Genomic DNA, 19,566 nt, shown 5'->3' on the forward strand with positions numbered 1-19,566 from the left:
TCAGAAAATTTCCAATGCGACATTTTTTTATCACAAAGAAAACACAAAGAGACACAAAGAGCACAAAGTCAGATGTTGACAACGCTTCGCTTTGTGTCCTTTGTGTCCTTGTTTTTTTCCTCTGTGATAAAAAAATGTCGCTTTAGTTTTGAATCTTTTTTGCTAAATGGTTGGTGATTTTCACTTCAAAATTGCCGCCCCCACCGCACAATGCAAACACTGCCGCTGATCACAATACATGCGTTTCAAATGGATCAAGGCCTGGGTTTGTCCGGCGTCTTCAGGTTCAAAGCCCAATTTTTTCCAGCCATCAATGATGTGATTCGCCTCTGGGGGGAGCTCTTGTAAGAAGCGCAGGGCTTTGTCACAATACTTTGAGTCCTGGGTGTACATCCCATAATAAAAGATAAGTGGGATGCAGGCATTCAGAATGAGCAGCTCGATAAAACTGCTCCCAAGGTGCTTCAATTTGCGGGTCGAAGGCTTGTCGAAGGTGTAGTGTTCCGACCAGTACCCATGCAAAGTAACACTGAACAAATTCGCCAGTTCTTCGACATCCTGAGCAGCTAAAATTTTGCTAAAAAGGTTGCTACCTTGGTACAAGAGCACCGCAAATTGAGCCAGACGCATCGTGGGAAAATTGGCAGGGCGCATCCGCAAAAACTTCCAATTGCTGGCGGCCATTGGCTCCAGGCCATACTTCTGGCGCAAAAAACGGTATTCGCCTTGCAATTGCTGCGGGTATTTTTCCACAAAATCGGGTTCCAACAAACCCGCCTGACCAAAAAGCAGGGCTTCAATTTGCAGCAAATTATCCCGATGGCGGCCAATGAGTTTGAGGGGCAAGCTGCGGGCCACCTGTTCGCAGGGGTCCAGGTTGACACTGAGGCCAAAATTGCGCAACAACAATTGGTAACAAACCTCTTCCCAATCTCCCTGATTGAAGTCCAAAAATCGTTTGACAAGTTCGGTTTTGGCCTCCAAACGTTCAACCATTACCCGTTCCAGCCACAACTTGACACTTAGCGTTTTTACCTCTTGCCAATGGTTTTGACAAGGAACCCACAAGTTGTTGTTGAGCATGCGGTAATAAGCGCTACAAAGGTTGGGATCGAGCAAGCGACGCAACTCCAGACACGGAATGCGCTCGCCATTTGGATCGTAAATGGCCTGGTCTTCGTCCAGCACGACATGCAGGATGACATTGGCATAAGCAGGGTCTTTCTCATGCCGATGCAACAACCAATCCGATGCTTTAAGGTGTACCTCTACATTGCCCGCCCAATAGGTATCCTCAATCCGGAGGCGTGCATTGAGAAAATCGGGGCCAGCGTGGCGGTTGTGCTCACCAATAGCCAGAATGGTCAAGTTTTGACCTTGGGTCGTTTGTAAATGGTTGGAATTAAAATGCTGGTAACGCCAGGCGTAATGGAGAAAATCTTCAGTCATGTTCTCAAGGTTAAAAGATGAATAACCTGAGAATCATTGTTGTTAAGGGTGGATCGAATGCACAAAAGTGCCGTATTGCTTACAAATTTAAAACTTATTTTTTAAAAAGCAAATCCTCACACTTCTTCTTTGCTTTCAATCCGGTTGTAGATTTTAAAAATGTAGTCCATTTCGTTTTTGTCGTCGGCTTTATGGGCCTCTTTGAACGTCAGGCGCCATTCCTTGGGCTCAATTTTTGGAAAAAAAACTTCCCCTTCCGGTTCCAGATCAACTTCGGTGAGGTAAATTTTATCCCAATAATCCTGGCTTTGTTCGTAAATCTGTCCGCCGCCAATGATAAAAGCCTCGCTTTCCCCATTGTCGTAAGCCAATTCCAGGGCCTCGTCCACGGAGTGTACCACCATACAATCGGTAGCCACAAAAAAGATGTCGCGGGTCACGACGATGTTGGTCCGTTGGGGCAGTGGACGCCCAATCGAATTAAAAGTATTGCGCCCCATGATCACGTGGTGATTCAGGGTAGTCCTTTTGAAGTATTTCAAATCGGCAGGCAAATACCAGGGAATTTGGTTGTGCATCCCGATGACGCGATTTTTAGCGGCGGCGACGATGGTGGATACGATCACGGGCGTTTATTTTTCGGTAGGAATAGTAATCTCTTTGGCACTCACTTTACGTTCTATGGCACCATGTTGCGTCAAGTTTTTGCGAATCACATCCGCACTTTGTTTCATCGCAGCGCGGGTAGTTTCGGGCATGGGTTGCTGGGCTTGCATTTCCCCATTTTCAAAAGCGGCCACTGGCACGGTCATGTAAACAGGTTTACCCGCAGCCGGGCGATAGATGTAGCGGTATACCGGAATGTACTCCACTTTGCTGATTACCGTTTGCGGACTGCTGATGGCTGATGGCTGACTGCTGACCGCTGATTCCTGACCGCCGTTCTTTTTTTCTAATTCAATTTCCACCATCAAACCAATGTCGGTATAAGTTTTGGTTTGAGCAGAAATGAAGTTCCCCATCGAATACACCACCAGTCCATTGCGGGTGCTGCCATCGGCTTCCTGCAAGGGATAGTTTTTGATGGGTTGCACCACATGAGGATGGGCACCAATGACCATGGTAGAACCCCAACTGAGCATTTTTTGAGCCAGGGCGCGTTGGCGTTCGTTTTCAGCCAGCTGGTATTCATCACCCCAATGGACTACGGTGATGATGGCATCAGGTTTATGGGCTTTGGCCGCATCGATGTCGGCTTTAATGGCTTTCTCGTCGATGAGGTTCACCACGCTGGGCTTGTGGTTGGGGATGCCGTTGGTACCGTAGGTATAATTGAGAAAAGCCAGTTTAAAGTTGCCTTTGTATACAATCAATGGGTACAGGGCCGCCCGATGCGAGGAATCGATAAAGGTACCCGTTTGATAAAATCCGTTTTTTTCCAGGGTTTTGATGGTGTTTTGCACCCCGATCAGGCCCCCATCGTTGGAGTGGTTGTTGGCGGTGACCAACAAGTCGAAACCCGCAGCGCGCAAGGCCAAGGGCAATTCATCCGGGCTCTTGAAGGTCGGGTAACCCGTATAAGGCGGCTTACCCGGCAAGGTCAACTCCAGGTTGCCGATGGCCAGGTCGGATTGCTCCAACAAGGGTTTGAGGAACTGAAAACAAGGGGAATAATCGTAGAGTTTATTGGCTTCGATGGCGGCAGACTCAATTTGGGGGCCATGCCCCATGATGTCGCCTACAAAAATCATTTTGAGCTTGTCTTGAGCAGAAAGCGTAACGCCTAAAACAAACAGGGTAAAAAACAGCAAAAAATTCTTCATAAATACTTAAAATTAAGCCAATTAACTCAAATCAAATGGCAATCCCGAAGGGATTGTATGTTTATGGCACTACTAAGGTTGGCTTGATTTGCCTTTTTTCCCAGGAACTTCCCGAATGATGTAGTCCTTTTTCAAGACCTGTTTTTCCATTTCCCGGCGAGCTGGCGTCCGAATTTCCCCTTTGAGGTATTTTTCAATCATCAAACTGGCCACGGGTGCCGCAACGGAGCCCCCAAAACCAGCGTTTTCGGCATACACCGCAATGGCAATGCGCGGATTGTCTTTTGGGGCAAAACAGAAAAAGATCGAGTGGTCTTCCCCTGAGCTGTTTTCAGCAGTACCGGTTTTACCACAAATAGCAATATCCGGGATAAAGGCCCGACGGGCGGTACCCGCTATGGTAACCCGTTCCATTCCATCCACTACGGGTTCGAAGTACTTGCGTTCGATTCCCACTTCATTTTTGGTACGGAAAGTGCTCCGGGTAGTTAGGGAGGAATCACCAAAAGCCTTGAGGAAGTGCGGGGTATAATAATGGCCACGGTTGGCGATGGTAGCGGCGAGGTTGGCCAACTGGATATTGGTACACAACAATTCCCCTTGCCCAATGCCCAAGGAACGAATCCAAATCGATTTCCACTGACCGTCGCGTGCATACCAACGGTCAAAAAAAGCGGATGTAGGAAAGCGGCCCGCTTGTTCACCGGGGTAGTCAACCCCCAGTTTGCGGCCATAACCAAATTTATTCAGGTAATGGTTGATCGTATCCAGGCCCTTATTGGGATGGCGATACCCATTCATGTCGACAATGGCACGAAACAGGGTTACAAAATAGGCATTGCAAGAATGTTGGATGCCTGCACGCAAATCACTACAATGGGCGTGTCGGTGACAACCCAAACGCACACCGGGTGCAAAGTAGCCCCCGGCACAGCTCACGCCCCGATCTTCGTTCCATATGCCAATCTGCTGGCCAATCAGGGCCAAAATCGTTTTGTGGATAGACCCTGGAGGATACTGCGCCATTACCGCCCGGTTGAACAGAGGAATATTGGGGTCGGTAGCCAGTTTTTTATACACGTCGCCGCGGGCGTTGTTGGTAATGGTGAGTTCGTTGGGGTCGTAGTTGGGCGTGGTCACCATGGCCAGAATTTCTCCGGTCCTGGGTTCAATGGCGACCAGACCTGCACGTTTGTTGCTGAGCAGGTGCTCGGCGTATTGCTGGAGGTCCAAATCGACGGTGGTTCTAAGGTCTTGACCAGGCACTACTGGAATATCGTCTTTGCCATTGCGGTAGGAACCAGCATAACGTCCCAATTTATCGCGCAACACAAAAGCGACGCCTTTTTTACCCCTCAGCTCATTCTCGTAAGTTTTTTCTAGTCCACTTGCTCCGATGTAGTCACCAGGGGCATAGATGTCGGACTTGGTTTCCACCTCGGTCCTGTCCACTTCGCGAATGTATCCCAACAAATGTGCAGCCACTGGCGCCGGGTATTGACGGGCGTTGCGCAGGACGATTTCAAAGCCGGGAAATTCGGGCAGCGCTTCCTGAAAACGCGCGAACGCCTCAGCAGAAATTTTACTTTTAAATACAAAGGGAACGGATCGAGAAAAACGACCACTTTTGAAGTCTTTATCCAGCGCTTTTTTGTACTCTTCGCGGGTCATGCCCGCCAGTTTGCAAAAGCGCCCTACATTGATGTTTTTATCCATTGCATCCACCGTGAGCATCAGGTCATACATGGGATTATTGACTACCAGTAATTTTCCGGTGCGGTCATAAATCAAACCCCGTGCCGGATAAATAGGAAAACGGGCTACAGCACCAGTGATTTTATCACCAGATTTGAACTCTCCATTGATGACCTGCAAGTAAAAAGCCCTAGCCAGAAGCAAAGTTGCTGCAACGATGAATACCACCTGTATGACCTGCTGACGATTGCTGCCGATATCCATAGCGCTATCTTATGAAAAATGAGTTAATCTAAACCGTTTAATATACCTGCTAAAATTAGGGTAAAAAAAACGGAAACTATAAAACTGAGTAGACTTTTAACGATGATTTCCACGATAAATACATGTGAAAAGAACACCATTATGTAGTAAAAAGGCAAATACACCAAAAAGGAATAGATCACGTAGCGCAAAAATGGAAGGAATTTTAGCCTCCCTAACGACGGTGTAAATGCCTCATCGATTCCACGAGGCAAAACCAAGGCTAAAATATAGGGCCGGGCAAAAGCCAACACAACTGCACTCGCCGTGTGTACACCCAAGGTATTGTAGGAAGCGTCGATCAAGAGCCCCGAAAAGAATGCAATGAGCATCAACCTGTTGACATGCATGCCAAAAGGGAGCAATAAAATGAACAAAGGATACACAAACGCTTCATAATAATAAGAACCCAGTGGCAAAAACTGTACCTGCTTTAGCACAATGATTTGGAGGATCCAAATGATGATGAATTTTAGCGAAATGCGCAATGTCGAGCTACTGTTCATCTTTGGCGCGTGCTTCTAGTTGATTGATTTCATCGGCATGTACGTTCACTACAATTTGAGCGTAGCGCACGTTTGCCATATTGGTATTCAGTTTGACCTGAATCAAATGGTTGCTGGATCCGGGTGGGATGCTGTGGTAAAACACTTTGCCGATCGTCACCCCGGGTGGATAATATGTGGAAAAGCCAGTGGTTTCTACAACGTCTTCCTTAGAGCTAATTTTGTTGTGCTTAGGAATATCGACCAATTGCATGAAGCGAGGGTCTTTACCTCGCCAAACCAGAGAACCATAAAAACCTTTGTCTACGCCGCGAATTTGCGCACTTACCCGGGAATCGGTATGCAAAACGGACATAACAATGCAATAATACTTCGATACGTACCTGACAACCCCCAATACTCCGTCGGCGGTGATTACCCCCATGTTTTCCTTTACCCCGTGGTAACGGCCCCGGTTCAAGGTGAGGTAGTTTTTGGGTTTATCCACGGAATTATTGACTACGGTAGCTTCGATGTACTTGTAAATTTGGATGCGGGTACTGTCGAGCACCCGTTGTAAAGTATCGATACTGACTTGGGTATTGTACTGATCCTTGGCCAATTGCCCACGCAGCACACTGATCTCGTGTTGCAATTTTTCGTTTTCCCTGCGGAGGTTGAAGTAGCTCCCTATGGCGGTAGCACCGCTGCCAAAAAAGCCAGTCACCCTTCCTGCCGAATTCAAAAAAATCTTACCCTGCGCTTCGTTGTTCCGAACAATCAGAAAAAGCGAAACGAACAGCAGCACAAAAAACAAAACCCGGGAATTGACCCGATTGAGTAATTGCAGGAAAGTATTCATGTGGTGATTGGAACTCGCGGGTGAGGAATAAGGTTGTTTTGATGCTGCATTTTAATGCATCAAAACAACCTTACACACTGTAAATCACACACTTTTGCGATCGATCAAAAAGGAAAAACGATCGGTATTTTTGAGCGCAATGCCCGTTCCCCGAACCACTGCGCGCAATGGATCATCGGCAACCTGAACGGGAAGTTTGGTTTTTAAGGAGATGCGTTTGTCCAAACCACGCAGCAGCGCACCGCCACCAGTTAGGTATAAACCTCTTCTGAAAATATCGGCGGCCAACTCTGGTGGAGTAGATTCCAGGGCTTTGAGTACCGCATCTTCAATTTTGGAGATGGATTTATCCAGCGAGTGGGCAATTTCGCGGTAACCTACCTTGATTTGTTTGGGGATACCCGTCATCAAATCCCGGCCATTTACGGCAAAATCTTCGGGGGCTTGATCTTCTTCCAATTCATGCAGGGCGGAGCCCACGTGAATTTTGATTTGTTCAGCCGTCCGTTCACCAATCAAGATGTTGTGCTGGCGCTTCATATAGCTCACGATATCGTTGGTGAATTCATCACCAGCAATCCGAATCGATTGATCACATACGATCCCGGAAAGGGCAATCACCGCAATTTCGGTAGTACCCCCACCGATGTCGATGATCATGTTGCCTTCGGGCTCTTCCACATCCAGACCTATCCCGAGTGCAGCAGCCATTGGCTCATGAATCAGGTAGGTTTCTTTGGAGTCTACGTGATCGGCAGAGTCAAATACCGCGCGTTTTTCCACTTCTGTGATCCCCGAAGGAATACAAATGACCATTTTCATGTGGGAAAAAAAGCGACGACGGCCATCGATCATATTGATGAACCCTTCAATCATATTTTCAGCCGCCTGAAAGTCGGCGATTACTCCATCTTTCAGTGGGCGAACGGTTTTAATATTCTCGTGGGTCTTTTCGTGCATTTGCATCGCTCGACGACCAACCGCAATGGTTTCGTTCGTTTTGCGATTGATGGCCACGATTGAAGGTTCGTCCACAACAATCTGATCATTTTGCATGATCAGGGTATTGGCAGTGCCAAGGTCTATGGCGAGTTCTTGTCTAAAAAAACTGAACAGCTTCATTAATTTTCCTTACCTAAGAGTTTTTGTAAATTATGTCAAACGCGCTCCTTAAAGCTTGATTCTGATCAAACAGCTGGTATACCGCTGGCGTTTCATGCTCGCAAAAGAAAGAAAATTTAGCGACATTAATGCATGTTCGGCCCTGCTTAACCAAATTTTTTTGATCAAACCCTGAAAAAATGGTCCGAATTGGTTATTTAGGCTTTGCCCACGATTACTTCGCTCATTTTCTCGGGGATCAAATACTTTTGCGCCATGGCTTGAATGGATTCAGGCGTAACGGCCAAAGTAAGATCTACCGAGTCTTGTAGCTCCGTAAAGGGCAAATTTTCGGTCACCAGGAGGCGCAGCAACTCCGCCACATTGAATGGCCCATCGATCATGGTCAGGTAATTGCCCAGGATGTAGTTGCGCATCATTTCCAGTTCATCTTCGTCCACGAGTTCCTCACGCAAGCGGTCCATTTCCAAATAAATTTGGGTGCGTGTGTCCGCGACAAACTCATTGCCCACCTCGGTTCCTATGTAAAAGCAACCATCAAATTGCATGGCATCGAGGGTAGAATAAATGTTGTAGGTATAACCCTTTTCTTCCCGGATATTGGTCATCAGGCGTGAGCCAAAGTAGCCCCCCAGAATCACATTGAGGATGGAAAGGTCAAAAAAGTCGGGATGATGCCGATCGAAGGTGCGAAAGCCGATGCGAATGGCCGACTGCAAACTGTCCGGCTTGGAAATCAACAAGTGTTGGGGTGGAGCTTCCTCGAGGATCAAACTGGGTTCAGGGATTACACCGCTGGGAATACCATGCCCCAATTGTTCATTCAGTTGTTCGAGTACCTCCGGGGTCACTTTCCCACTGATGATGATGAGGCAATTGTCTTTGGTAAACAAACTGCTGTGGTGCTGCAACAAATCCTCCCGGGTGAGTTGGTTATACGTTTCAGCAGTGCTGTTGTAGCCATAAGGGTGTTCGGGGCCAAAGAACATCTCGGTAATTTGGCGATAGGCTACTACATCACTTTTGCTCAGGTCTACTTGCAAATGTTGCACACTGCGCTGAATGAAAGCCTGTAGTTCGTGTTCCGGGAAACTAGGGGTTTTGATCACCTCCCCCAACAAGGGCAATACATGATTGAAGTGTTTGTTTAAGGACAACAGCGTCAGGCTAGCCGTATCGGTATGGTAAGGAATGGCGAGGCTACTCCCGTAATAATCCAGTTTTTCGGCCAACTCAGCCGAGTTGTAGTTTTGAGTGCCTTCGCGCAGGAGCGCACTTGTAGCGCGTGAGGACAGTTTTTTGTGCTCATATGGGCGGCCACCCTTAAAGATGACTTCCACCTTGAGTACCTCCTGGGTACCCATGGCGACGACATAAACAGGGATTCCGTTATCCAAGCGCAACTCTTGAATTTCCGGCATTTTAATGTCGGTGATGGTTTTAATTTTGGGCGCTCTCGAACGGTTTGGCATAGGTTACTGTACAGAGGTTTTTGAAATAGGGGGCAAATATAGGGGCTTAGGGGTTGTAAAACAAGCATTATTGAAAAGTCAATTGGGATTCGTTTTTAAACAATGCGCACTGCTTTGGCCAGAATGCTTAGATCGTAATCGATCCCCAAGCCAGGGCGTGTAGGGATTTCAACTACGCCCTCTTTGGCTTCAATTTTGCTATACCAGGTGGGCTTCACGGATTTGGCATCGTACACAAATTCTTGAAAACCAAATAAATTAGGCGCTACAGCAGCAACTTGCCAAAACGGGGCAATGAGCGGATCTGCTTTAGGCGTGTGTGGAGCGATGCCTTTGAGCCCATAATGACTGGCCATGGCTGAAACCTGTAATGTGCGCATGATCCCACCATTATAGTATAGGTCGGGTTGCAATATGTCATAAACCTTATTTTGGGCCAGGCGACGAAAACGGAAAAGACTAGAATCTTGTTCTCCTCCAGCCAGTACCACTTTTTTCAGCGCTTTGTTGATCTGACGCATACCTTCTTCATCCTCAAAGTTGCAGGGTTCCTCGAAAATCGCCACTCCGTGATCCTCCAGCAAACGACCAGCTTCGATGCCTTCTTTGACATTGTACGAACCATTGGCATCGGCATAGATCGTAATGGCATCGCCTAGTCCCTTGCGCAAAGCGGGCACAAAGCGCCTGGTTTGTGCAGCGTTTTCGGGAGTGTTCACCATACGCCCCCCAATTTTGATTTTAACTCCCTTGGCACCTGTTGCTTTCAACTTTTCCTGCAAAACTTCGATGATGGCGGCAGGATCACCCTCCCGACTCCAGTCGGAAATGTAAACGGGATAGTTGCTGCGAACTGCCGTTCCCAACAACTGGTGAACCGGCTTTTGGGCAATCCGCCCCAATAAATCCCATATGGCAATCTCCACCGAACCAATGCAGTTCCACAAGGGCATTCCGGTGTACTTGTAATTGCTGTTCAAGCGGTAGGCATTGTCTACGAGTTGTACCAAATCACGGGCATCAAATCCGATGAAATGAGGCAAAACCAAACCTTTTAACAGGGATACCAAGTGGGGCATCCGGTCGTTGCATTGTGTAATGCCGATTTGTCCATTGCTGCGCACCACCATCAGGAGATATTGATCTACTTTGAGTAGTTCAATGGAGTCTATCAGTACCTTATTGGGCAAGACTGCCTTGAGGTCGGGAACTGGCCACGTGAGCAAAGGCTCCGTATTAGGGCTTGCCTCAGCGCGGAATTGGGGCAAAAACGCAAAAGCGGTAGCCCCAATAAAGCCTTTTTGGAAAAAACTACGGCGTTGCATTTATGGATGAATTTTAATTTGAAAAATAGGCTCATCGCCTTTCGATGCATCAGAAACGCTACAAAAAGTAGTTGTCAAAACTAATCATTTTTTAAACAGCTCGCTTTTCGTCCAAAACATTCCCCTTACCAATGGATCGACAAGCACCAAGAAATTAATGATCTAAACCTCTTAGTAGTGGGGCAAAAATAAATGTTGATTTTTTCTTTCAACCGTACTTTCTTTTCAGCCGTGGCAAATGCATGTTCAACTTTGGGTAATGCTTTGTAATCCTAATTCGCCAATATAAAAAATGTAGCTTAGCTTTACGATTCATAAACTAGAACATTCATCAATCCACTTTTTTCGCGATGAACAGACGTGACATACTTAAAACATTAGGGGCTGCTGGTATGGCCACCGTTTTGCCTGTAGACTTATTGGCAGGTACGGCACTGAAAAAAACCAAGTTCCGCTTTTGCCTAAATACCAGTACCATCAGTGGCCAGAAATTGGGCATTGTGAAGTACATTGAAATTGCTGCCGCCTCAGGTTACGATGGCATCGAGATTTGGTTGCCCGATCTCAACGCGTACCTCAAAGAAGGTGGCACCATGACTGCACTGGCTCAAAAGGTCAAAGATGCGGGGATCACTGTAGAGGACGCCATTGCTTTTGCCCCCTGGATGGTGGAAGACGATGCCCAACGCGCAGGAGGTTTCAAACAACTGGAAGAAGAAATGAACCTCCTCGCACAGCTTGGTTGCAGACGCATTGCTGCACCACCCGCCGGAGTAAAAAAAGATCCACCACTGGATTTGTTCAAAGCTGGTGAGCGTTACAAACAAGCGCTGGATTTGGGTCGAAAAACCGGGGTAATGCCTCAATTGGAATTTTGGGGTGCTTCGGGCACCTTGTTTCACCTGGGGCAGGCATTAGCTGTAGCTGCAGCCGCCAACGATCCTGATGCCCGCTTGTTGCCCGATATTTACCACTTGTTCAGAGGCGGATCTGGTTTTGATAGCCTGAATTTGTTGAGAGGGGATACCGTGGAGATTTTCCACTTCAATGATTTTGTGAACAATAAACCTATTGCAGAACAAACCGACGCAGATCGCATCTATCCCGGCGACGGTGATGCGCCAATTGAAGGTGTGGTGCAATTGTTGAAAGAAATGGGGGGCTCCAAGGTCATCTCGCTTGAACTCTTCAACCGGGATTATTGGAAACAGGATCCACTGCTGGTCGCAAAAACCGGGCTGCAAAAGCTGCGGGCACTAGTGTAAGTAGCCGACACAAGCCAAAATGACAATGATTTTACGGCGATAACAACAACATAAGCGAATGACTCCCTTAACTTTGCAGCATGAGGGAGTCATCTCACCTTTATTCAATAAAATCACCCACTATGTTATCCCTACTTAAAACGCCACTGGGGCGCTTGCGTGTTATTGCTTTCGCCGAAGGTATGTCCTTTTTGATTCTGCTGTTCATCGCCATGCCACTGAAGTACATCTGGCAGTACCCACAGGCGGTTCGCAATTTTGGTTCATTGCATGGACTGCTGTTTGTGCTGTACATCCTGCTCGTGATCCTCTGCAGCATCGAGTACCGCTGGAAATTCTGGAAGGTGGGAATCCTGCTGTTGATTTCGGTCATTCCCTTTGGAAATTTTTATGCAGATAAGCATTATTTGCAGGAAGGGAAAGCGTAGGACTACTTCAATTTGAGCCTATTTCAACATTGAGACTTGTAAATTGGGAATCCGTTGGACATGTACTACTGGATCCCCCTAAATACTCAATCCCTGTACCGCCAACGCTAGCCCCATCCGCATTTTATCCGCGTCAGGTTTGGTTTTGGACACGATACGCATGCCGTGTACATAGTTGAGTAAAAAAGTAGCCGCCACGCCGGGATCAAAGTCTGGCCTAAACTCTCCTTGCTCCTGACCGGCGCGCAAAAGTTTTTCAAAAAAAGCCTCAACGGCACAGATATTGCCTTGGGCAAACTGGCAAACATCTTCGTCGAGGATCGCTAATTCAGCCGTGGCATTGGCCATCATACAGCCCCTTTGATCGGGATCGGCAAGGGTCTCTTCGAGGTTAGTTTGCAATACCGCCATAAGTTGCGCCTTAGGGCTATTTCCAGAAGCAGCAACCGCCCTGGAATTTTGGCGTTGTGATTGACTCTGGAAAAGCTTTAGCGCCGCCATATAGAGCTGTTTTTTGTCTCCGTAGGTATCGTATAAACTGGCTCGGCTAATGCCCATGGCCGTTACCAAATCTTCCATCGAGGTCGCGTGATAACCTTTTTTCCAAAAAACATGCATGGCTTTTTCTAGCGCCTCTACCTCGTCAAATGCTTTGCTACGTGCCATAAATTAGGCGATTTTACACAAAAGTACACCTCATTTCAGAACAATTGTTCCAAAATGAGGCAATTTTTTTTGCGGTATGACTACCACAAGACTCCCGTACCACCATCCACCAGGATTTCGGCACTCGTGATGTAGGAGGCATCGTCCGAAGCGAGGAAAACTACGGTTTTGGCAATTTCGGCGGCATCTCCAAAACGGCCCATCGGGATTTTTGGAATGAAGCCAGCGGCAAAAGCGGCAAGTTGCTCTTCGTTCATACCCAGTTTATTGTAGATTGGAGTACTAATCGCGCCGGGGCTAATCGTGTTTGCCCGGATGCGACGTACAGCCAATTCCACCCCCAGTGTTTTAGCCAAATGGATTAAGGCTGCTTTGGAAGCGCCATAGGCCGAGTTGCCCGCCATAGTGCCATGCCCCAGGAAAGTACCATTAAAGATGATCGAAGCACCATCGTTCAATCGGGGTAATAAAGCCTGGACAGTGAAAAATGCACCCCGGAAATTGATGTTCATATTGGCTTCAAATACTTCCAGGCTCATGTCAGCGACCGGAGCGAATTGAGCTACACCCGCATTGTAGAACAAAATATCGAGTTTTTCAATACCTTGAGCACTAAGTTTTTGCGGCAGCGCTTTGATTTCCTCCAGGTTCGAAGCATCACATTCGATGGCAATGCTAGCTGCACCGAGTTCAGCGACGGCTTGGAGAAGTGATGCTCTGTTGCGGCCAATGATGATTACCTTGGCCCCCTGGGCAATAAATTCATGGGCGGTAGCCAGGCCAATGCCGCTGTTCCCGCCAGTGATGAGGGCTGTTTTCCCGATTAATCTACTCATTGTGGTATGGTTTAAATTTTTTCTGGAATGATCATTCTGTTATTTTGCTTAAAAAAACCGCTCAACGGTTTGTGTAGCGGAATGATGCAACAAAGATATAATTACAGAACGATCATTCCAAAATTATTTTCCCGCTTTTTGCCATTTTTTTCAATTATTTTTAATCAAAAATAAATTATAAGTCCCTTGCTTTGGCTCAAAATTGATCCCGAAAAATCGATAAGTTAAAAAACCCTAAAAAAAAAGTTAAAGCCTAAAACCTCGGTAACAATCACCAGCGGAAATCGTCTTTTTAGTGGGGCAAAAATAAGCGCTCATTTTTCTTGAGCCAAAAGATCAGATAAGACACTTGAAATGAAGCGTTTACTTATCTAATCCTTTGGCAAAATGAGCGCTTATTTTTTTATCGCCCCTGTCCTCCTATTTAAAAACCGATTTCAAAACCAAAAAACTTTCTAATGGTTAAGCAAACATGGTTTTCCGTTTTAGGCCTGATGGGCCTGTTCCTCCTTACTTTTAATGCTTGTACCAAAGACGAAAATGTAGTAGACCTAAGCGAAGAAGAAAGCGTGGAAATGGCCACGCGTACCCTCAAAAGCCAACAATTGATTGGTACTTCTTTTGGCATTGCCACCCGGGGAGCGGCTGAGGTAGATGGCTTGGTGAGCGGCAATCCCGAAATCCGCAGTGCTTGTGGCACCATTACGGTCACCCCTAAAGATTTAACAACTTTTCCGAAAACGGTAGTGGTTGACTTCGGCACAGGATGTACCGATGTAGACGGCAAAAACAAAAGTGGCAAAGTGACCATGGTCGTTGGCAAACTCTGGGAACCCAACTCGCTGGTAACCTTGCAATACGAGAATTACAGCGAAGATGGGGTAAAACTGGATGGCAAATTCACTTTTAGCAACAGCAGCACCAACACCGCTGGCGTTTACCAGATCAAAGCCGATAAGGTAAAAATCACCGACACCAACAACGAAACCTGGACCTGGAGTGGCGTTCACGATTTTAACCAAACCCGTGGCCATGCTAGCTGGTGGGATTGGAGCGATGACGTGTACGATGTGACAGGCAACATTGATGTACTTTTCCCCAACAACGAGGTCGTTACCTGGAACATCGGTCAACCCCTGGTGAAGGCCAACAACTGTTACTGGGTAAGCAAGGGCCTGGGGTTGTTGAAGTTGAATGGCAAAGACATTCAGGTAGATTACGGCGATGGTACTTGTGACAATGTTGCGGTGCTGACGCTGAATGGGAAGACTTTTACGATTAAGTTGTAAGCAGAAGAGTTGCCTCAATTTTTAAACATTGCCAAAGCGACATTTTTTTTTAGCACAAAGGAAAAAAAGAGGACTCAAAGAACACAAAGCGAAGCGCTGTCAACGTCTAACTTTGTGTCCTTTGAGTCCTCTTTTTTTTTCTTTGTGCTAATAAAAATGCCGCTTTGGTTTTACATTGAAAATTCGGGATGAATCATGTTTGTGCAATTTTTCATACATTAGATGACCAAAATCAAATCGCACTACCATGACACCCAATCGCCGCCAATTCCTCAATCTTGTCGCCGGGGCCTCTGCCGCTACGGTATTGAGTTCTACCCAATCCGAGGTGTTTGCCTCCTACCCTACCCCCATTGCGGCCAATTCCTACAACTGGTTTACCTTTTATGGCCGTGACAATAAAAAATGGGGCGAAGACCTGGATGCCTGCATCGCCGATTTTGCCAAAACGGGCCTGAAGGCTTACGAGCCCAGTTTTAACACGCCCGAAGAGGTTGCCAAGCTTGGCCCGGTGCTCAAAAAGCACCAAATCGCCATGCCTTCGGTGTACGTCAACAGTGTTTTGCACAAGGCGGATGAAGCAGCCAAGTCAATCGCTTCGGTATTGGCAATTGCCGATGAAGTCAAAAAACTGGGCACGAAAATCATGGTGACCAATCCTACGCCCATCCGTTGGGGGGGTGATGAGGTAAAATCTGACGAAGAGTTGAAATTGCAAGCGGCTAGCTTAGATAAACTGGGCGCGGCCTTGCGCCAAAAAGGCATCACCCTGGCCTACCATACCCACGACGTGGAAATGAAAGCGGGTGCCCGCGAATTCCACCACATGCTGCTGAATACTTCGCCACTGAATATGTCCTTCTGCTTTGATGTGCATTGGGTATACCGGGGTTCACAAAACTCGCAACTGGCGGTGTTCGATGTCCTGAAATTGTATGGCAAACGGGTGGTGGAACTGCACATCCGCCAGTCGGTCGATGGCGTTTGGTCGGAAACTTTTGGCGATGGGGACATTGATTATCGGCGCTTTGCCGCGGAGTTGAAGAAACTGAAATTGCAGCCACATTTGGTCATTGAACAATGTGTGGAAGATAAGTCGCCACATACCATGGATGCGGTAAAGGCGCATGTAAAAGACCTGGCAGCGATCCGGGACGTGTTTGGGGGGATTTTGGGGTAGAAGCAGCCAGCAGTTTCGGTGCTACGCACCTTAAAATTGATCTTCGTTCCCTTACTATCGACGTTAAGTGGCTAATGCCACTGGTCGTAGGTGCGAAGTCTTACCATTTTTAAAATCTCCCACTTTGGTCAAAAAACTCATCCAAACCGAGCTCTACAAAAGAGCTTTCCAAACCTATCTCTACAGCCTTTTTTGCAAATCCAGCATAATCCACAAATCGACGACCCTTGATGTTCATCTTTTGTCCAGCCACAATCGCCTCAATCAGAGCCAATCTATTTTTCACGCCATAACCTTTCTCTAAAAAATCATGTAGTAATTTTTCCTGCTGCTGCTTGAAGCGAGGATCTTTTTGCTCAATAGTCACAATTCCCCAGTCTAATTCATCGAGAAAGGATTTCCCAAGTGGGTTCCAGCCTTTTTGCGCCCGCCACCATTCATCATTGATTACCACATTGGATAGGTCTACCTTTTGGTTCAAATGGGATGGCGTTAAAAAATCGCTTACAACAGATTGTGGTAGCCTGAGCTGATGTGTTTCCAGATAGTGGACAAGGCCTTCTGGCCAAACGTATTTTCCATCACTGAATTCACCTGTCCCCAAGTTGTTGATCCCACAACGGAAGCGACACCAACTGAGGCCCATCCAGGCATAGGGCATCGGCTGTCCAGCATTTAAATGCACAATCACCTGGTCTCTTTCTGCCATATCCCAGTCTGGATCAACAAACCAGGCGGGATCTGGATAATGGGGTTCCAAATGACTGTGCCAATAACCGATAAGGATAAGTTCTGGCTTGTTCATTGTTGTTTAATTCGGTATTGCTAGAAATTCTAGTTCCACTTTTTCCATTTGCCCCACATGTCGTTTTGCATGCTGCGCCAGGAAATAAAGGTATTGATAAACATCAATTTTCCCCAAATCATTTACGGTCATGGTGGTTTGATACAACACCCCTTCGCCATTTTTCAAGCGATCGAGCGTATCCAGACATTGTTGAAGCTGAGCTTGTAATTGTTGACGAACCTCCAACAGGGTTTTGTGGCCCAATGGCTCCATGTGCTCGGGGCGTACCCAGGGAAAGGATAGATGAACACCAACCTGATCCAGTTTTTCTTGCAGGAAATTGTAGCTAGATAAGGCATCTTCTAAATCCACCTGTGTCGATTTATTGAGGGCTTTTTGGGTCCCTTTATCAATGAGGATGAGGAGAAAATGGTTGGTCAACCCGATGTGCTCCAGGATTTGATCAATGGACCAGCCACCATTGAGAGGCGAGTAGCCCCGCAGGTTAGCAGGTTTGTCAAACCAGGTATCTACGGCTGCAAAGGTATGCTGGTGTAAGATTCGAATGTTGGCAATAAGGGCACTAATGTCCATTGAGTTTTTTGAAGGTATACAAATTACAGGGTGCCTAGGTTCCCGATTTATGCTCAAACGACCAGCGGCTTAGCCGCGCAACGTCTGTAGCCCTTGATCAAGGCGTGACGTTTAAGGTGCGTAGCACCGAAACAGTGCTTGTATTAATTGCCAATAACTCCAATAAAATCCCTTCAAAGGGAAAATCGTCCATGCCCCGGCGTCAATCCTACATTCTTTCCCCGGGCATTAAACCTGAACTTTGTGTCATCATTCAGCGGGAAAATGGAAAGCTCCTTTAGCCGCTGATTTCCATTCTTTAACCATTCAAAGAAAAAAAATGACACAGTTCAATGTTCCAACCCGTGATCAAGTCAATGAAAGCAATCAAGTGATTTTTGATCAATTAAAAGCAGCACTTGGTTTTGTACCCAATTTGTACGCAACCATTGCCTATTCCAAGAATGCCCTTGGCAATTATTTGCAACTCCAGAACGCCAAAACCTCTCTAAGCAAAAAAGAAAAAGAAGTCATTAATCTGGTGGTAAGTCAGGTCAATGATTGTGAATATTGTTTGGCGGCCCACACCGTTATTGGTAAAATGAATGGCTTTACCGATGAGCAAGTACTGGAACTGCGCAGTGGGTATGCGTCCTTCAACGCCAAGCTGGATGCGCTCGCGCAATTGACCAAAGTTATTGCCGAAAACAAAGGCCGTTTGAGCGATGAAGCACCGCTGGATGCTTTCTTTGCCGCGGGTTATAGCCAGGAATCTCTGGTAGACCTGATTGTAGTGATCGCCGACAAAATTGTGATGAACTACCTGCACAATTTGACCAAAATTCCGGTTGATTTTCCAGCAGCCCCTGCCTTGACTGCGATTGAGGCCTAAATGAACCCTTGCGCCCCAGCTGAGTGCTTGGCTGGGGCGCATTTTGGTCACCTTTTTAATTCAACAATCATGGAAAAGCGTTTTCCCCTTCCTCCGTTCACCCTTGAAACAGCTAAACAAAAAATTCAATTGGCAGAAGATGCCTGGAACAGCCAGGACCCGGAACGAGTTTCGCTGGCTTACACCCCGGACAGTGAATGGCGCAATCGCAATGAATTTGTCAATGGACGGGCAGAGATCGTTGCCTTTCTCAGCAAAAAGTGGCAAAAAGAGCTGAATTATCGGTTAAAAAAAGAATATTGGGCACATACCGACCATCGAATCGCCGTGAGATTTGAATATGAATACCAAAACCAGGCGGGAGAATGGTTTAGAGCTTATGGCAATGAAAATTGGGAATTTGATGACAATGGCCTCATGCAAAAACGATTTGCCAGCATCAATGACCTGGCCATTGCCGAAGAAGATCGAAAATTAATATAATGTTATGGCAAAAAATTATGCGACCCTGGCCTTTACGGATGCCGTAAAAGCACTGCAAGAACTACACGGTAGTCGCCGAACCTATGCTCGCGTGGCGGAATCCCGGCACAGCAATGGGCTATCTGAACAGGAAATTGTGTTCATCGCAGAACGTGACAGTTTTTACCTGTCGAGTATTGGGGAGAACGGCTACCCTTATATCCAGCACCGCGGCGGCCCGGCCGGTTTCATCAAGGTGTTGGATGCCAATACCCTAGGGATAGTTGATTTTGAAGGCAACAAGCAATACATCACGGTGGGTAACCTGCAAACCCATCCACAGGTCGCCTTAATCATGGTAGACTACCCGCGGCAGGCCAGGCTTAAGCTGTACGCCGATGCTAGGATTGTTGAACTGAAAGATGACCCGGCGTTGTTTCAGCAATTGGATCCGAGTGATTATCCGCACCGACCAGAGCGCATGATGTTGTTCCACATCCAGGCCTACGACTGGAATTGCCCCCAGCACATTACGCCCCGCTATACCATGAGTGAAATTCAAGCGGCATTTGCACCCCAACATGCTTATCTTGAGGCACTGGAGAAGGAAGTAAAGGAGCTGAGGGCAGCACAAAAAATACAGGTTTAACGC

At 47.0% G+C, this 19,566-nt stretch carries 20 protein-coding genes; 7 read left to right on the forward strand and 13 right to left on the reverse strand.

What is annotated here, in order from left to right; translation table 11 throughout:
* Nucleotides 1-180 precede the first annotated feature (180 nt).
* The 9 genes from ACEW9O_RS18085 to ACEW9O_RS18125 form a co-directional block, all read right to left on the reverse strand.
* Nucleotides 181-1,449, reverse strand: a complete 1,269-nt coding sequence (locus tag ACEW9O_RS18085; protein ID WP_373551590.1) for a DUF2851 family protein — start codon at nucleotides 1,447-1,449, stop codon at nucleotides 181-183.
* Between the two features lie 116 nt (nucleotides 1,450-1,565).
* Entirely contained in the window at nucleotides 1,566-2,075 is a 510-nt protein-coding gene (gene folA / locus ACEW9O_RS18090; RefSeq protein WP_373551591.1) for a type 3 dihydrofolate reductase, read from the reverse strand.
* A 6-nt stretch (nucleotides 2,076-2,081) separates the two neighbouring features.
* The gene (locus ACEW9O_RS18095) at nucleotides 2,082-3,272 is read right to left on the reverse strand and encodes a CapA family protein (protein WP_373551592.1); all 1,191 of its coding nucleotides are present in this window, start codon (nucleotides 3,270-3,272) and stop codon (nucleotides 2,082-2,084) included.
* Nucleotides 3,273-3,344: 72 nt separating this feature from the next.
* Complete coding sequence (mrdA, locus tag ACEW9O_RS18100) at nucleotides 3,345-5,231, reverse strand: penicillin-binding protein 2 (protein ID WP_373551593.1); 1,887 nt, start codon at nucleotides 5,229-5,231, stop codon at nucleotides 3,345-3,347.
* A gap of 23 nt (nucleotides 5,232-5,254) precedes the next feature.
* Complete coding sequence (locus ACEW9O_RS18105; RefSeq protein WP_373551594.1) at nucleotides 5,255-5,776, reverse strand: hypothetical protein; 522 nt, start codon at nucleotides 5,774-5,776, stop codon at nucleotides 5,255-5,257.
* Complete coding sequence (gene mreC, locus ACEW9O_RS18110; protein ID WP_373551595.1) at nucleotides 5,766-6,617, reverse strand: rod shape-determining protein MreC; 852 nt, start codon at nucleotides 6,615-6,617, stop codon at nucleotides 5,766-5,768. The genes ACEW9O_RS18105 and mreC overlap by 11 nt, the downstream gene beginning before the upstream one ends.
* 84 nt (nucleotides 6,618-6,701) lie before the next feature.
* Nucleotides 6,702-7,739, reverse strand: a complete 1,038-nt coding sequence (locus ACEW9O_RS18115) for a rod shape-determining protein (RefSeq protein WP_373551596.1) — start codon at nucleotides 7,737-7,739, stop codon at nucleotides 6,702-6,704.
* Between the two features lie 197 nt (nucleotides 7,740-7,936).
* Nucleotides 7,937-9,211 (reverse strand): M16 family metallopeptidase, encoded by a 1,275-nt coding sequence (locus ACEW9O_RS18120; protein ID WP_373551597.1) that lies wholly within the window; start codon nucleotides 9,209-9,211, stop codon nucleotides 7,937-7,939.
* Nucleotides 9,212-9,306: 95 nt separating this feature from the next.
* Complete coding sequence (locus ACEW9O_RS18125) at nucleotides 9,307-10,536, reverse strand: mandelate racemase/muconate lactonizing enzyme family protein (protein ID WP_373551598.1); 1,230 nt, start codon at nucleotides 10,534-10,536, stop codon at nucleotides 9,307-9,309.
* Between the two features lie 350 nt (nucleotides 10,537-10,886).
* Here ACEW9O_RS18125 and ACEW9O_RS18130 point away from each other — a divergent pair, with 350 nt between their 5' ends.
* Together ACEW9O_RS18130 and ACEW9O_RS18135 are read left to right on the forward strand one after the other, a co-directional pair.
* On the forward strand, nucleotides 10,887-11,801 hold the full coding sequence (locus tag ACEW9O_RS18130; protein ID WP_373551599.1) for a sugar phosphate isomerase/epimerase family protein: 915 nt from the start codon (nucleotides 10,887-10,889) through the stop codon (nucleotides 11,799-11,801).
* A 122-nt stretch (nucleotides 11,802-11,923) separates the two neighbouring features.
* The gene (locus tag ACEW9O_RS18135; protein WP_373551600.1) at nucleotides 11,924-12,229 is read left to right on the forward strand and encodes a DUF3817 domain-containing protein; all 306 of its coding nucleotides are present in this window, start codon (nucleotides 11,924-11,926) and stop codon (nucleotides 12,227-12,229) included.
* Nucleotides 12,230-12,307: 78 nt separating this feature from the next.
* Here ACEW9O_RS18135 and ACEW9O_RS18140 read toward each other — a convergent pair whose 3' ends face one another.
* Together ACEW9O_RS18140 and ACEW9O_RS18145 are read right to left on the reverse strand one after the other, a co-directional pair.
* On the reverse strand, nucleotides 12,308-12,895 hold the full coding sequence (locus tag ACEW9O_RS18140) for a TetR/AcrR family transcriptional regulator (protein ID WP_373551601.1): 588 nt from the start codon (nucleotides 12,893-12,895) through the stop codon (nucleotides 12,308-12,310).
* Nucleotides 12,896-12,975: 80 nt separating this feature from the next.
* Entirely contained in the window at nucleotides 12,976-13,731 is a 756-nt protein-coding gene (locus ACEW9O_RS18145) for an SDR family oxidoreductase (RefSeq protein WP_373551602.1), read from the reverse strand.
* 458 nt (nucleotides 13,732-14,189) lie between these two features.
* Here ACEW9O_RS18145 and ACEW9O_RS18150 point away from each other — a divergent pair, with 458 nt between their 5' ends.
* Together ACEW9O_RS18150 and ACEW9O_RS18155 are read left to right on the forward strand one after the other, a co-directional pair.
* Nucleotides 14,190-15,020 carry a hypothetical protein gene (locus ACEW9O_RS18150; RefSeq protein WP_373551603.1) on the forward strand — a complete coding sequence of 277 codons (831 nt, stop codon included), beginning with the start codon at nucleotides 14,190-14,192 and terminating at the stop codon, nucleotides 15,018-15,020.
* Between the two features lie 247 nt (nucleotides 15,021-15,267).
* The gene (locus tag ACEW9O_RS18155; protein WP_373551604.1) at nucleotides 15,268-16,200 is read left to right on the forward strand and encodes a sugar phosphate isomerase/epimerase family protein; all 933 of its coding nucleotides are present in this window, start codon (nucleotides 15,268-15,270) and stop codon (nucleotides 16,198-16,200) included.
* 109 nt (nucleotides 16,201-16,309) lie between these two features.
* Here the strand turns inward: ACEW9O_RS18155 and ACEW9O_RS18160 are convergent, their stop codons facing one another.
* Both ACEW9O_RS18160 and ACEW9O_RS18165 read right to left on the reverse strand, forming a co-directional pair.
* Nucleotides 16,310-17,005 carry a hypothetical protein gene (locus ACEW9O_RS18160; protein ID WP_373551605.1) on the reverse strand — a complete coding sequence of 232 codons (696 nt, stop codon included), beginning with the start codon at nucleotides 17,003-17,005 and terminating at the stop codon, nucleotides 16,310-16,312.
* Between the two features lie 6 nt (nucleotides 17,006-17,011).
* A complete protein-coding gene (locus tag ACEW9O_RS18165) occupies nucleotides 17,012-17,581 on the reverse strand; it encodes a DinB family protein (RefSeq protein WP_373551606.1) in 570 nt (189 codons plus the stop codon).
* Between the two features lie 319 nt (nucleotides 17,582-17,900).
* Here ACEW9O_RS18165 and ACEW9O_RS18170 point away from each other — a divergent pair, with 319 nt between their 5' ends.
* The 3 genes from ACEW9O_RS18170 to ACEW9O_RS18180 all read left to right on the forward strand — a co-directional run bounded on the left by ACEW9O_RS18170 (nucleotide 17,901) and on the right by ACEW9O_RS18180 (nucleotide 19,563).
* A complete protein-coding gene (locus ACEW9O_RS18170; protein WP_373551607.1) occupies nucleotides 17,901-18,452 on the forward strand; it encodes a carboxymuconolactone decarboxylase family protein in 552 nt (183 codons plus the stop codon).
* 69 nt (nucleotides 18,453-18,521) lie between these two features.
* Nucleotides 18,522-18,935: a DUF1348 family protein gene (locus tag ACEW9O_RS18175; RefSeq protein ID WP_373551608.1), complete on the forward strand. Its 414-nt coding sequence runs from the start codon at nucleotides 18,522-18,524 to the stop codon at nucleotides 18,933-18,935.
* 4 nt (nucleotides 18,936-18,939) lie between these two features.
* Nucleotides 18,940-19,563, forward strand: coding sequence for a pyridoxamine 5'-phosphate oxidase family protein (locus ACEW9O_RS18180; RefSeq protein ID WP_373551609.1), 624 nt, complete (start codon nucleotides 18,940-18,942; stop codon nucleotides 19,561-19,563).
* The last annotated feature ends 3 nt before the right edge of the window (nucleotides 19,564-19,566 follow it).

This window comes from Haliscomenobacter sp. (assembly GCF_041740695.1).
Taxonomy (GTDB): Bacteria; Bacteroidota; Bacteroidia; order Chitinophagales; family Saprospiraceae; genus Haliscomenobacter.